Annotated in this window: 15 protein-coding genes and 3 pseudogenes; 7 read left to right on the forward strand and 11 right to left on the reverse strand. The window is 69.9% G+C overall.

Annotation, left to right across the window (positions count from 1 at the left end; all coding sequences use genetic code 11):
* From J7E68_RS07425 to J7E68_RS07440, 4 genes and pseudogenes are all read right to left on the reverse strand, one after another.
* Window positions 1–261: pseudogene (locus J7E68_RS07425) on the reverse strand (hypothetical protein); the annotation flags it as partial.
* 50 nt (window positions 262–311) lie between these two features.
* Window positions 312–1484, reverse strand: coding sequence for a benzoate/H(+) symporter BenE family transporter (locus tag J7E68_RS07430; RefSeq protein ID WP_215171313.1), 1173 nt, complete (start codon window positions 1482–1484; stop codon window positions 312–314).
* Between the two features lie 24 nt (window positions 1485–1508).
* Window positions 1509–2231, reverse strand: coding sequence for a response regulator transcription factor (locus J7E68_RS07435; RefSeq protein WP_215171315.1), 723 nt, complete (start codon window positions 2229–2231; stop codon window positions 1509–1511).
* Window positions 2228–3520, reverse strand: a complete 1293-nt coding sequence (locus J7E68_RS07440) for a sensor histidine kinase (protein WP_215171318.1) — start codon at window positions 3518–3520, stop codon at window positions 2228–2230. The genes J7E68_RS07435 and J7E68_RS07440 overlap by 4 nt, the downstream gene beginning before the upstream one ends.
* 81 nt (window positions 3521–3601) lie before the next feature.
* Here J7E68_RS07440 and J7E68_RS19660 point away from each other — a divergent pair.
* The 3 genes and pseudogenes from J7E68_RS19660 to J7E68_RS07450 all read left to right on the forward strand — a co-directional run.
* Window positions 3602–3817 (forward strand): annotated as a pseudogene (locus J7E68_RS19660) (hypothetical protein); the annotation flags it as partial.
* Window positions 3814–4110, forward strand: coding sequence for a helix-turn-helix domain-containing protein (locus J7E68_RS07445; RefSeq protein WP_215171320.1), 297 nt, complete (start codon window positions 3814–3816; stop codon window positions 4108–4110). The pseudogene J7E68_RS19660 and the gene J7E68_RS07445, both read left to right, overlap by 4 nt.
* Before the next feature lie 50 nt (window positions 4111–4160).
* Window positions 4161–4787, forward strand: coding sequence for a dihydrofolate reductase family protein (locus J7E68_RS07450; protein ID WP_215171322.1), 627 nt, complete (start codon window positions 4161–4163; stop codon window positions 4785–4787).
* Between the two features lie 13 nt (window positions 4788–4800).
* Here the strand turns inward: J7E68_RS07450 and J7E68_RS07455 are convergent, their stop codons facing one another.
* Window positions 4801–5616: a Cof-type HAD-IIB family hydrolase gene (locus J7E68_RS07455; protein ID WP_215171324.1), complete on the reverse strand. Its 816-nt coding sequence runs from the start codon at window positions 5614–5616 to the stop codon at window positions 4801–4803.
* A gap of 4 nt (window positions 5617–5620) precedes the next feature.
* A complete protein-coding gene (locus tag J7E68_RS07460) occupies window positions 5621–6469 on the reverse strand; it encodes an exodeoxyribonuclease III (protein ID WP_215171326.1) in 849 nt (282 codons plus the stop codon).
* 37 nt (window positions 6470–6506) lie between these two features.
* Here J7E68_RS07460 and pyrE point away from each other — a divergent pair, with 37 nt between their 5' ends.
* The 3 genes from pyrE (at window position 6507) to J7E68_RS07475 (ending at window position 9227) form a co-directional block, all read left to right on the forward strand.
* Window positions 6507–7067 (forward strand): orotate phosphoribosyltransferase, encoded by a 561-nt coding sequence (pyrE, locus tag J7E68_RS07465; RefSeq protein WP_215171328.1) that lies wholly within the window; start codon window positions 6507–6509, stop codon window positions 7065–7067.
* Window positions 7064–7966 carry an ROK family protein gene (locus J7E68_RS07470; protein ID WP_215171330.1) on the forward strand — a complete coding sequence of 301 codons (903 nt, stop codon included), beginning with the start codon at window positions 7064–7066 and terminating at the stop codon, window positions 7964–7966. Before pyrE ends, J7E68_RS07470 begins: the two co-directional genes overlap by 4 nt.
* A 94-nt stretch (window positions 7967–8060) precedes the next feature.
* The gene (locus J7E68_RS07475) at window positions 8061–9227 is read left to right on the forward strand and encodes an anhydro-N-acetylmuramic acid kinase (RefSeq protein WP_215171332.1); all 1167 of its coding nucleotides are present in this window, start codon (window positions 8061–8063) and stop codon (window positions 9225–9227) included.
* An 18-nt stretch (window positions 9228–9245) separates the two neighbouring features.
* Here J7E68_RS07475 and J7E68_RS07480 read toward each other — a convergent pair whose 3' ends face one another.
* The 5 genes from J7E68_RS07480 to J7E68_RS07500 form a co-directional block, all read right to left on the reverse strand.
* Entirely contained in the window at window positions 9246–9413 is a 168-nt protein-coding gene (locus J7E68_RS07480) for a hypothetical protein (protein WP_215171334.1), read from the reverse strand.
* Window positions 9410–9979, reverse strand: a complete 570-nt coding sequence (locus tag J7E68_RS20285) for a YdeI family protein (RefSeq protein WP_215171336.1) — start codon at window positions 9977–9979, stop codon at window positions 9410–9412. The genes J7E68_RS07480 and J7E68_RS20285 overlap by 4 nt, the downstream gene beginning before the upstream one ends.
* A 1-nt stretch (window position 9980) precedes the next feature.
* Entirely contained in the window at window positions 9981–10790 is an 810-nt protein-coding gene (locus tag J7E68_RS07490; protein WP_215171338.1) for an HAD-IIA family hydrolase, read from the reverse strand.
* A gap of 90 nt (window positions 10791–10880) precedes the next feature.
* On the reverse strand, window positions 10881–11513 hold the full coding sequence (locus tag J7E68_RS07495; RefSeq protein WP_215171340.1) for a metal-dependent transcriptional regulator: 633 nt from the start codon (window positions 11511–11513) through the stop codon (window positions 10881–10883).
* Window positions 11514–11564: 51 nt separating this feature from the next.
* A complete protein-coding gene (locus J7E68_RS07500; RefSeq protein ID WP_215171342.1) occupies window positions 11565–11867 on the reverse strand; it encodes a hypothetical protein in 303 nt (100 codons plus the stop codon).
* 158 nt (window positions 11868–12025) lie between these two features.
* On the opposite strand from J7E68_RS07500, the pseudogene J7E68_RS07505 reads away from it, so the two are divergent.
* Window positions 12026–13418, forward strand: a pseudogene (locus J7E68_RS07505) (rhamnogalacturonan lyase); the annotation flags it as partial.

Genomic DNA, 13418 nt, shown 5'->3' on the forward strand with positions numbered 1-13418 from the left:
GCCGACCGCGACGCCTGCGCCGCGACCGATCGCGTAGCCGAGGCCCATGATCATCAGGCCGATCACGGGCACCACGCAGAGCAGGGCGATACCCGCGAACACCCAGGCGACGATCCGACCGGCTGACGAGGGGCCGTTCGCACGGCGGGCGCGCGCGAATGCATCGACCTCGGCGGAGTTCACCGGCTCGAGCAGGGCGCGGGCGTCGAAGTGGCCGGCGGGGCCCGGCGACGGGGCGGATGCAGAGGCGGGAACGGTCACGCGTCCACGCTAGCCGAGCCTCTTCCGCTCAATCGGGAGGGTCGAGCCCCTCAGCGCCGTCCGGCGTGCAGCACGGCGCGCACGACGAGACCGGCGACCAGAGCCCAGAAGGCGGCGCTGACTCCGAGCACCGCGATGCCGGATGCCGCGACCAGGAAGGTGACGACGGCCGGGATGCGCTCGCCGGGGTCGTCGATCGCCTGCTGCACCGACGACCCGAACGCGGCGAACAGCGCGAGGCCCGCGACGGCGGGGATCACCGCCTCGGGGGCGAGCAGCACCAGGGCGGCGAACGCCGCGGAGAATCCGCCGAGCACGAGATAGGCGGCACCCGTCGAGACCCCGGCGACCCAGCGACGGCTCGTGTCGGGGTCGGCATCGGGGGAGGCCGCGAGAGCGGCGCTGATCGCCGCGAGGTTGATGGCGTGCCCGCCGGCCGTCGCGCCGAGCGCGGTGCCGACACCGGTCACGAGCATCGCGGGGCGCCAGGGCACCTCGTATCCGAAGCTGCGCATGATGGCGACGCCCGGCACGTTCTGCGAGGCCATGGTGACGATGAACAGCGGAAGGGCGAGGCCGACGAGCGCGCCCACCGTGAACGTCGGGGCGGTGAGCTCGATCCGCGGCACGAGCAGTCCCGCATCCACCGGAGCGCCCTCCTGCACGAGTGAGACGGCGACGACCACCGCCGCCGCGACGAAGGCGAGGGGCACGGCCCAACGCGGGGCGAGACGGGCGAAGAGCAGCCAGGTCAGGACGACCGGGATCACACCCCAGGGGTTGGCGACGAGTCCGGTGATCGGCGCGAGGCACAGCGGCAGCAGGACGCCGGCGAGCATCGCCTGCGCGATCGACGGGGGGATGCGCGCGATCAGGGCGCCGAGCGCCGGCCAGAACGCCGTGAGCAGGATGAGCGCTGCCGCGACGAGGAACGCCCCGACCGCTGCCGGCCATCCGCCGTCGACGATCCCCGTCGCGGCGAGCAGTGCGGCACCGGGGGTCGACCAGGCGACCGTGATCGGCATCCGATACCGCCATGCCAGGACGACGCAGGCGAGCCCCATCGTGAGACTGAGCGCGAGCAGTCCGCTGGCGGCCTGGGCGGGGGTGGCGCCGACCGCGCTGAGCCCGGTGAGCACGACCGCGAACGAACTCGTGAACCCGACCAACGCGGTGACGACCCCGGCCAGGATCGGTCGGGACAGAGGTGCGGCGGTCGGCATCCTCCGAGGGTATCGGGGTCGGTGCTACGCGAGTCCCATCCGGTGGGCGAGTACGACGGCCTGCACGCGGTCCCGCGCCCCGAGCTTCTGCAGGATCCTCGAGACGTGCGTCTTCACGGTGGCCTCGCCGATGAACAGGGTGCTCGCGATCTCGGCGTTGCTGCGGGCATCCGCGAGCAGCGCGAGCACCTCGGCCTCGCGATCGGTGAGGGGATCCGCGAGCACGGTCGGCAGGGGCGCTGCAGATGCAGGCGCAGGCGCAGGCGAAGGAGCGGATGCTGGTGCAGGCGCGGATGCTGGGGCGGGCGCCGCCGTGAATCGCGAGAGCACTCGTCGTGTGACCTCGGGAGCCAGCATCCCGTCGCCCGCCGCCAGCGCCCGGACCGCGGCGATGAGGTCTTCCGCTCCGGCGTTCTTGAGCAGGAAGCCGCTGGCCCCTGCATCCAGAGCCTGGTACAGGTAGTCGTCGCGATCGAACGTCGTGATGATCGCGATCGCGGCGGCGACGGCGGGGTCGGCGACGATGCGGCTGGTCGCCTCGATGCCGTCCATGTCGGGCATCTGCACGTCCATCGTGATCACATGCGGGAGAAGAGCGGATGCCCGGGCCACAGCCTCGGCTCCGGTCGCCGCCTCGCCGACGACCGTGATGTCGGGCTGGCTATCGAGGATGGTGCGGAATCCGGCCCGCAGCATCGCATGGTCGTCGACGAGCAGGACGCGGATCGGCGGGGTGGTCTCGGTCATGAGCGTGTGCTCGTCTCGGTCAGGATGTCGGTCGGCGTCGCGCGGGAATCTGCGGGCAGCGGCGCCCGAGCGCGCACGCGTAGGCCCCCGGTCGGCCGCGGGGTCACCTCGAGCGTGCCGCCTGAGGCGGCCGCGCGCTCGCGCATGCCGAGCTGGCCGAGTCCGGGCCGCAGCGCCGCGACCGTGCGGCCGGTGTTGACGATGTCGACCTCGACCCCGTCGTCGTCGTAGCGCACCCGCACCTCTGCGGTGGCGCCGATGCCGGCATGACGCCGGGCATTGGTGAGCGATTCCTGGGCGATGCGGTAGAGGTTCACCGCGACGACCGACGGCACAGGCACCGGATCGCCGATGACCGCGTAGTCGGTGGGCAGCCCTGCCTCGGTCGATGCTTCGGTCAGGGAGCGGATGTCGTCGAGCGTCACTGTCGAGGAGGCATCCGTGGTCTCGCCGCCGGGCGAGCGAAGGGTCTCGAGCAGCTGCCGCAGCTCGTGGATCGCATCGCGAGCCGAGCCCTCGATGCCGGTCAGGATGCTCTTCGACTTCTCGGGATCCTGGTCGATCACGAGCCGCGCGGCGCCGGCCTGCACTCCCATCACCGACACATGGTGCGCCACGACATCATGCAGCTCTCGGGCGATGCGCACGCGGTCGAGCGCCACGGCCTGCGCAGCCGTGACCTCGCGTTCCCGTTCGAGCTCAGCCGTGCGCTGCTCGAGCACCGCACGCTCCTGGGCGGCGTGCCACGAGCGCTCGCCGAAATAGTAGGCGCCGCCGAAGTAGAGCACGTTCAGCAGCAGCTGGATCAGCATGAAGGCGAGGTAGGGCGAGAGAAGCCCTGCCGCCACCTCGGCTTTGTCTGCCTCTTCGATGGCCTCGCGGTACATCGTGATGATCAGCCAGACGAACATGCCGACGATGATCGCGACCCGCACGATCATCGCGGCCCGCCGGTCGTTCATCCAGGCGCCCACCGTGTAGAGCGACACGAACATGGCGATGTTGCCGACGTAGATCTCGGGCACCTGGAACGAGATCGCGAGGAAGTAGGCCAGCGAGATGGCGACGGCGACCGGCGCCGGCCAGCGCCGCCGCACGGCCAGCGGTGCCGTGACGGCGAGCGCGTAGACGAGCGCGGTCCACGTCTCGGCGCGGGTGTCGCCGTAGATCTCGGCCACGGTCGAGAGCGCGGCGCTCAGGACGGCGCCGACGAACATGACCGCCGCGAGCACGAGGTCGCCGCGCTGCTCGCGGACGCTGGGTGTGCGGAGGAACGGTGCGGCGGGCATCCTCTTACCGTAGAGCCGTGCCGGATGCGGGGGCATCCCCCGCAGGGGGGATCGCGTGCCGTTGTCAGAACCTCTTGACGCATCGGCGGGCCGGACACCCCGTCGAAGGTCACGGTCTCGTTCGACCTCGACAGTCGGGAGGCGGTCGATGCTCTCGTCGCGCGCGCCGCTGCCGCCGGTGGGCGGGTCGGCGACACGGATGACTATCCGTTCATGTACCAGCGCCAGTTCGACGACCCCGACGGCTACCACTACTCGCCGTTCTGGATGAAGCCGGACTCCGACGCGACATCGTGAGCGACCTCGCGGCAGCCCTCGACGTCGTCGGTGCCCGGTGGGCGCTGCTCATCGTCGGGCGGCTGCTCGACGGCCCGCAGAGATACGGCGATCTGCAGCGCGATCTGGGAGTGCCGACGAACATCCTCGCGACCCGCCTGCGAGAGCTGGAGGGGGCGGGGGTGCTGACCCGACTTCCGCTGCGCCACAACACTCGCGCGTATGCGCTCACCGATCGAGGCGCCGCGCTGCGCGAGGCGATCGACGCGCTGGGCCGCTGGGGTCGGGAAGAGCAGGCCCCCGAGAGGCGCTGAGCGAGCGCATACTGTGAGCATCGCCGCCCTTCGTGCAAAGGAACACTCGGATGACCGGACGCATCGTGATCGACCTGTTCACCACCCTCGACGGGGTCGCGCAGGGCCCCGGCGGCGTCGACGAAGACACCTCCGGCGGGTTCCGCTTCAGCGGCTGGCAGGCCGGTCACCCGTCATCGGGCATGGGAGAGACCGTCTCGAAAGGGATGCAGCAGCTCGACGCTCTGCTGCTCGGCCGTCGCACCTACGACATCTTCGCCGGGTACTGGCCGCATCACACCGAGGGGCCGTCGGGCGAGATCGGCCGCCTCTTCGACCGGGTGCCGAAGTACGTGGCGTCTCGCGACGCCGACATCACGCTCGACTGGCAGAACAGCCACCGCGTGGGCGGTGACCTCGCCGTCGAGATCGCCGAGCTGCGAGCCCGGCATCGCGAGGTGCATGTCATCGGCAGCGTCGACCTCGTGCACTCGCTGCTCGCCGAGGGGCTGTTCGACGAGCTCACTCTGTGGGTGTATCCGATCCTGCTCGGCACGGGCAAGAAGGTGTTCGACGACGGCGCCATGCCCTCGGTGCTGCAGCTGCTCGAGCCGCCGGTCGCTGACGACAGCGGTGTGATGCTGCTGCGCTACGGGCGCACGGATCGACAGCCCGAGGTCGGTACCTTCGAGGATTGACGCGGCACGTACGTCAGCGCAGCGAGAGCACGCGCTCGATGACCCTGGCGACGCCGTCGTCGTCGTTCGACGCGGTGGTCTCGTCAGCCGCGTCCTGCACGACGTCGTCCGCATCGGTCATCGCGACTCCGTGCCCTGCCCACCGCAGCATCTCGACGTCGTTGAGGGCGTCGCCGAAGGCGAGCACGTCGTCCCGAGCGATGGCGAGATGCTCGCAGAGCCGCGCGAGACCGGTGGCCTTGGTGACGCCCTCGGCCATGACCTCGACGAAGGGCGCACCCGACAGCGTCGCCTCGAAGCCCGTGAGGCCGAGGGCGCGCAGCGACTCGAACAGGTCGGTGGGGGCGAGTTCCGGATGCCTGATCACGAACTTCAGGCTGGGCGCCGCGAGCACCTGATCGAGGGCGACCCCGCCCATGGTGCGCGGATCGCGTTTGTGATCCGAGAGATCGGCGATCTCGGCGTACCCGCGCTGGGCGACGAACGTCTCACCGCCCTCTCTCACGCTGGCGAAGAGCAGGCCGGGGATGCTGGCGCGCAGCGCGTCGGCCAGGGTGCGGATCGTCTCGGCCGGGAGCTCCTCGGCGAACAGCATCCGACCGTCGGCGAGGTGCGTCGCGTAGGCGCCGTTGCTGCACAGGGCCCAGCCGTCGAAGCCCGCCCCCGCGGCGATCGCGCGCAGGCCGATCGGCTGACGCGCGGTGACCGGCACCACATGGACCCCCCGGGCTCTGGCCCCGTCGAGGGCTGCGCGGGTCCGTCGCGTGACCGTCGACGTGGAGTCGAGGAGCGTCCCGTCGAGATCGGTGGCGATCAGTCTGACGGTCACGGTCTCAGGAGAAGATCATCGGCAGGTCGTCGTCGTCTTCCTCGGCGCCGCCGAGGCCGAACTCGACGACCACGGGGACGTGGTCGCTGGGCTGCTCGCCCTTGCGCTCCTCGCGGTGGATCGACGCACCGGTGACGGCATCTGCGAGCGTCTTCGAGCCGAGGACGAAGTCGATGCGCACGCCCTCGTTGCGGGGGAACTTGAGGCGCTGGTAGTCCCAGTAGGTGAAGCCCTCGGGGATCAGCGGGCGGACGACGTCGGTCAGGCCCGCGTCGGCGAACGCGAAGAAGGCCTGTCGCTCCTCGGGGGAGACATGGGTGGAGACGCCCTCGACGATGTCGGGATCGCCGTTGTCGACATCGAACGGGATGATGTTGAAGTCGCCGACCAGCGCGAGCGGCAGATCGGGGTTCGCCGCGAGCTCGGCCGCGGTCGCCTTCTTCAACTCGTCGAGCCAGTGCAGCTTGTAGGCGTAGTGCGGGTCCTCGAGCGAGCGGCCGTTCGGCACGTACAGGCTCCACACCCGCACACCGTCGACGAGCACGCCCAGCGCGCGCGCCTCGAGCGGAGCGTCGGGCCCGTCATGCCCCTTGGCGAAGCCCGGCATGCCGTCGAACGCGGTGCGTACATCGGTGACCGGCAGGCGGCTCGCGATCGCGACGCCGTTCCACTGATTCAGGCCGTGCACCTCGACGTGGTAGCCGGCCTCTTCGAACTGCGCGTAGGGGAACTGCTCGGGTTTGCACTTGATCTCCTGCATCGCCAGCACGTCGATGTCTTCACGGACGGCGAACTCGACGGTGCGGGTGACACGGGTGCGGATGGAGTTGACGTTCCAGGTGGCCAAGCGCATGCGTCAAGCCTAGGGCCCACCTCCTACACTGGATGCCGTGACCGCACTCGACGCAGACCGCCAGACCCTCCTCGACCTGATCAAGGACGAGGCCGTGTTCCACGGGGACTTCACCCTCTCGAGCGGCAAGAAGGCGACGTACTACGTCGATATGCGCAAGCTCACGCTCGATCACCGCGCGGCTCCCGCGATCGGCCGCATCATGCTCGACCTCGTCGGCGACCTCGACGTGGTCGCTGTCGGAGGCCTGACGCTCGGTGCCGATCCGATCGCCAACTCGGTGCTGCACGCCTCGGTCGCAGCCGACCGCCCCCTCGACGCGTTCGTCGTGCGCAAGGAGCCGAAGGATCACGGCCGAGGCCGCCAGATCGAAGGCGCCGACGTCAAGGGCAAGCGTGTCGTCGTGCTCGAAGACACCTCGACCACCGGGCAGTCGGCGCTCAAGGCCGTCGAGGCGCTTCGCAAGGAGGGCGCCGAGATCGTCGCCGTCGCCGTGATCGTCGACCGCAAGACCGGCGCTCAGGCCGCGATCGAAGCCGAGGGGCTCGAATGGCGCGCCGCCTTCGATCTCGACGACCTCGGACTCGACCCGCAGTGACCCGCTACGCGCTGGCCGTCGACGTCGGCGGCACCAAGATGGAGGCCGCGCTCGTGAGCGAGCACGGCGCGCTGGTGCGTGGAAGCCGCAGCCGTAGGGCGACCGGTCGGGAAACCACTCCCGCGTCGCTCGACGACGCGATCGCGACGGTGATCGCCCATGCGCTCTCCCGCCTCCCCGAAGACGGCGAGCTCATCGGCGCCGGCATCGGCAGTGCGGGGCCGATCGACCGGACTGCCGGTCAGATCCTTCCGGTGAACATGCCCGCAGCCCGCGGATACGGTCTCGCGGATGCGGTGCGCACGACCGCCTCTGGGATCCTCGGCCGTGCGCTGCCGACGGTCTTCGGCCACGACGGCGGCGCGCTCGCGCTGGCGGAGTCATGGCTGGGCGCCACGCAGGATGCCGGAGCATCGCTGTCGATCGTCGTCTCGACCGGAGTCGGTGGAGGGTTCGTCGTCAACGGCGCGTACATTCCCGGCGCCACCGGCAATGCCGGACATCTCGGTCAGGTGCGCCGCGAAGGCGGGCTGACGCTCGAGGAGATCGCCTCGGGGCCGGCGAGTGCCGCCTGGGCGCAGCAGCAGGGCTGGACCGGTGCCACCGGCGAAGATCTGGCCCGGGATGCCGCTGCCGGCGACACCGTCGCCCGCGCCGCTATCGAGCGGTCGGCGAAGGCCGTGGGCGAAGCGCTGGCGGATGCCGCGACCCTCGTCGACCTGGACATGGTCGCGATCGGCGGCGGGTTCTCGCGGGTGTCTGCCGACTACATCGACCTCGTGCAGCAGGCGCTCACGGCGAGTGCCGCGCACGAGTATTCGCGTCGCACCAGAGTCGTGCGCTCCGGACTCGGCGACGAGGGGCCGCTCATCGGCGCCGCGGCGCTCGTCCTGCGCTGACGTCGGCGCGGTCCTGCGCCCATCTGTCATGCTTTCCGTTCGCCTCCCTAACAAAACCGCTCTACGCTCGTAGCAGGCGACGGAAGGAACACGCATGCGCGTACTCGGACTGCTCTCGGGCACCTCGCACGACGGAATCGACGTCACGGTCGTCGACTTCCGCGAGGAGGACGGAGACCTGCGCGGCACCGTCCTGCACGAAGACAGCGTTCCCTACGACCCCGAGCTGCGGGCTCGTCTCGTCGCCGCGCTGCCGCCGGCGCCCACGACGTTCTCCGAAGTCTGCGAGCTCGACACGCTGATCGGCCAGGCCTTCGCCGAGGTCGCAGCCGCAGCCGCTGACGCGGTCGGGGGCGTGGATGCCGTCTGCACGCATGGCCAGACCGTCTTCCACTGGGTGGATGCCGGCCATGCGCTCGGCACCCTGCAGATCGGCCAGCCCGCATGGATCGCCGAACGGGTGGGTGCGCCGGTCGTCTCGGACGTCCGTATTCGCGACATCACGGCAGGCGGGCACGGCGCACCTCTCGTGTCGTTCCTCGACGAGCTGCTGCTCCGGGGTCGCGCGGGAGTGTCGGCCGCGGTGAACCTCGGCGGCATCGCGAACATGACGGTGGTCGGCCCCGACGGCCTGTCGGCCTATGACATCGGCCCGGCCAACGCGCTGGTCGATGCGGTCGTGGTGGCAGAGGGCCTGAACGAGCGCGGCTACGACGCGGATGCCGCGATCGCGCGCACCGGCTCCGTCGACGAGGGGCTCCTCGAAGCGCTGCTCGCCGACCCGTACTACGCACTCGCAGCGCCCAAGAGCACCGGCAAGGAGCACTTCCACCTCGACTACGTGCGCGCGCACGTCGAGGAGCTGACGGCGCAGAGGCGAGAGATCTCGATCTCCGACATCGTGCGCACCCTCACCGAGCTGACGGTGCGCCCGGTCGCACAGGACGTTCAGGCCGTCGGCATCCGGTTCCTCGCCGTCTCGGGCGGCGGATGCCACAACCCGCTGATCATGCAGGGGCTGCGAGACGCACTCCCCGAGGTCGAGGTCGCCTTCGCCGACGAGCTCGGCGCCTCGGTCGACAGCAAGGAGGCGATCCTGTTCGCACTGATCGGCTGGTGCACGATGCACGGCGTCGCCGCGGTGACGCCGGGCGGCACCGGTGCGCGCGAGCCGCGCATCCTCGGCACGATCACACCGGGTTCAGGGCCGCTGCGGATGCCGGAGCCCGTCGCTCGAGTGCGCAGCCTGACCCTGGACTGACGCAGAAGTCGACAGCGCTCAGCGCTGGCGGTCGTCGTCGTCCCAGGGACCTTCCCACCAGCCGGCGCGACCCTCGCCCTCGCCGCCGTCGCGGCGGCGCGAGCGGAAGAACTGCACGACGAACACCGACAGCGAACTCAGGCCGATCAGGATCAGGACGAGGAACAGCAGGTCGGACTGGTTCATGGGCGCTTCCCCTCGGCGGCATCCGCCACCATCTTGGCGATCCGCGCGGATCGCGTCTCGGCACGCTTCGCCGTCGCGATGTGCGTCAGGCCGAACTTCTTGACCGATTTCGGGAAGGCGTCCCAGTGCGCGCGCGCCGCGGGCACGGCATCCAGCGCCGCGGTCAGCTCGGCAGGCTCGATGCCTGCCTCCGGGCCGTCGAGCATCGTCCATGATCCGTCGGCCTTCGCTGCCGCGAGCACGCGGGTGCCTGCGGGGGCGAGCAGCCCGGCGGCCTCGAGCTCGACCAGACGCGCCTTGTTCGTCGCCGCCCACCCGCTGCCGCGACGCCGCGGGGAGAACCACTGGCCGACCCTCTCATCGTCGAAGGTGCGCACCGGCCCGTCGATCCACCCGAAGCAGAGCGCCTGACGCACGGCGTCGTCGTAGCCGACGCCGTCGGCTCGGGTGCCGCGTACGCTCAGCAGCCACACTCCTGCGGCGCGCTCATGGTGCTCCTCGAGCCAGGCCCGCCACACCGCCGCATCCGCCGCGACGATGCGCTCTCCTTCGTCGAGCGCTCCCACGTCAGTCCTCGTCGAGCGTCGGGATCGACTCGGTGACGGTCGGCAGCAGATCGGCGACCGAGTCGACGATCTCGTCGGGGCGGAACGGGTACTTCTCGACCTCTGCCAGATCGCTGATTCCCGTCATCACGAGCACGGTGTGCAGGCCCGCCTCGATGCCGGCGATGATGTCGGTGTCCATGCGGTCGCCGATCATGCCGGTCTTCTTCGAGTGCGCGCCGATCTTGTTCAGCGCCGAGCGGAACATCATCGGGTTCGGCTTGCCGACCACGTACGGCTCCTTGCCGGTGGCCTTGGTGATGAGGGCGGCGATCGCACCCGTCGCCGGCATCACGCCGTCGGCCGAGGGGCCGGTGGCGTCGGGGTTCGTGACGATGAAGCGCGCGCCCTTGATGATCAGGCGGATCGCCTTGGTGATCGCCTCGAACGAGTAGTTGCGGGTCTCTCCGACCACCACGAAGTCGGGGTTCGTCTCGGTCATGATGAAACCGGCCTCGTGCAGCGCGGTGAGGATGCCTGCTTCGCCGATCACGAACGCCGATCCGCCGGGCAGCTGCTGAGCGAGGAAGTCCGCGGTCGCGAGAGCCGAGGTCCAGATGCGCTCCTCGGGCACGATCAGGCCGCTGGCCCGCAGGCGGGCAGAGAGGTCGCGCGCGGTGAAGATCGAGTTGTTCGTGAGAACCAGATACGGGATCTCGTTCTGCTCCCACCCGGCCAGCAGTTCGGATGCTCCGGGAATGGCGTCGTTCTCATGGACGAGCACGCCGTCCATGTCGGTCAGCCAGCATTCGATGTCATCGCGGTGTGCCATGTGCACAGCCTATTGGGCGGTCGTTACGGGGAGGTGTCAGGTTCTGACGGGGTTCCCAGGTGCCCGATCGGGCGGTCGCCCGGAGGTCGATCAGACGCTGAGCCAGACCACGTCGGCCGCGCCTTCGGGCAGAGCGGTCGCTGCGCCGTCGAGCTCGATGCCCGATGGCGTGGTCGTGACGGTCGCTGCGACGATGACGCCCGCGGCTTCGAGGGCGCGCAGCAGCTCGGGGTCGCGGTCATCGACCCGCAGGACCCGCCCGACGTGACCGGTCGGGGCGTCGGCGAGCAGCACGAACGGCTCGCGGTCGACGGCGCCGTCGGCATCCGGGATCGCATCGCCGTGAGGATCGAACCGGGGCCGTCCGAGGCGAGCGTCGATGCCCTCGAGCAGCCGATCGCTGATCGTGTGCTCGAGCACCTCGGCCTCGTCGTGCACCTCGTGCCAGCCGTAGTCGAACTCCTGCACGAGCCAGGTCTCGATCAACCGGTGACGCCGCACCATCGCGAGGGCGCGGCGGGTACCGGCGTCTGTGAGCCGCACCGCGCCGTAGGGCACGTGCGAGACGAGTCCGGCCGCGGCGAGCTTCTTGACCATCTCGGTCACCGACGAGGGGGCGATGCCGAGCTTCGCCGCGAGTACGGACGGAGTGATCGGCGCGTCCTGCCACTCGGTGTGCGCGTAGACGGTCTTGAGGTAGTCGTCTGCTGCCGGGGATGCCACTCGTCCAGCCTAGATCAGGGGGCGGCGCCGGTCAGGCGCGGTCGCGGCGGATCACGGGTTGGCGGCGCGGATCAGCATGTCGAACACGACCTGCCCGGCGAAGAAGACGACGAGGAATCCGAGCAGGGCGGCGAAGAGCGAGAGTCGTCCGTCGAACCCCTCGATGTCGGCGATGCCGATCTTGCGCGCGCGGAACGCGAGCACGAGGGTCGCGATGCCGAGGGCCAGCTGCACCCAGGGCCCGCCGAACGGAAGCACCTGGGGGAAGGCGACGAGGAGCCCGCCGGCCACTCCTGTCGCGATGCCGATCCAGGTGAGGATGCGGACGTCGCGACGCGCGGTTTCGGCAGACATGATGTCGAGCCTATCCGTCCGGGCGGGCGCTCACCGACGCTGTGAATCGTGTCAATCACGGAAGATCCCTTGACGGACCCGAGCGCGGAAGGTAGCTTCGACCGGGCACGGGAAAACGCTATCCGAGCGGGCTTCGCGCCCAGAGATGGATTTCGACGATGAACATCCGACACCAATCGTTCCGCGCCGTCGTGGCGGTCGCCGCGGCCGGCTGCCTCCTCGTGGGAGGCGCACAGAGTGCGGGGGCGGTCTCGCCCACGGCTCCCGAGACCGGCCGCCATGATCAGGGGGCGAAGACGCCGCAGCTCGAAGCCCTCGACCGCGGTCTCGTCGCCGTCGCGACGACAGACGGGGTCTTCGTCAGCTGGCGTCTGCTCGCCACCGAGGCGAGCGGCGCCACCTCCACGGGGCTCGCGGGCCCCGACTTCGCGCTCTACCGCGACGGCGCGAAGGTCGCCACGATCACCGACAGCACCAACTACGCCGATGCCGACGGCACGGCCGCGTCGGAGTACTCGGTCGTCCCGATCGTGAACGGCGTCGAGCTGACGGCATCCGCGTCGGCACCCGTCACCGCCTGGGCGGAGGGACACCACGACCTTCCGCTGCAGAAGCCCGCCGACGGGGTCACGCCGAAGGGCGAGGCGTACACGTACTCGGCGAACGACGTGTCGGTCGGCGACGTCGACGGAGACGGGCAGTACGAGTACGTCGTGAAGTGGGACCCGTCGAATTCGAAGGACGTGTCGCAGCGCGGATACACGGGCCCTGTCTATCTCGACACCTACGAGCTCGACGGCACTCTGCTGAACCGCCTCGATCTCGGCGTGAACATCCGTGCGGGCGCGCACTACACGCAGTTCCTCGTCTACGACTTCGACGGCGACGGGCGATCCGAGACGATGCTGAAGACGGCACCCGGCACCAAGTCGGTGCAGTTCGCCGCCGACGGGTCGGTGAAGAAGGAGTCGTACATCACGCTACCCAAGGCCGATCGCAAGGCCGGGTACTCGAACGACGACGACTATCGCCTCAGCGCCGCCGATTACGAGGCGCACCTGGTCGAGATGTTCCTCGGCTGGAGCGAGCGCGAAGAGGTCGTGTCCGGGCAGTGGCCCGCCACTCTCGAAGAGGCCTGGGGCATGCCCGTGACCCACGAGTACCCGCTCTCTCAGGAGAGTGCAGAAGAGCTGGCCGACACCTTCATCGACGTCTATGCCCCGAGCCGCAGCGCCCGCAATCTGCTGCGCGAGTTCGAGGGCTTCATCGTCGACGGCCCCGAATACCTCACGGTCTTCGACAGCGCGACCGGCAAGGAGCTGCAGACGATCCCGTACCCCACCGAACGTGGAGATGACGGACTGCTGTGGGGCGACTACGCGATGTCGCGCATCGAGCCGGCCAACCGCGTCGATCGCTTCCTCGCCGGCGTCGGGTACCTCGACGGCCAGCATCCGTCCGCCGTCTTCGCCCGCGGCTACTACACCCGCACGACGGTCACCGCGTTCGATTGGGACGGCAAGCGGCTGAAGGAGCGGTGGGTATGTCGAC

The organism is Microbacterium sp. ISL-103 (assembly GCF_018613995.1).
In the GTDB taxonomy this organism is placed as follows: Bacteria; Actinomycetota; Actinomycetes; order Actinomycetales; family Microbacteriaceae; genus Microbacterium.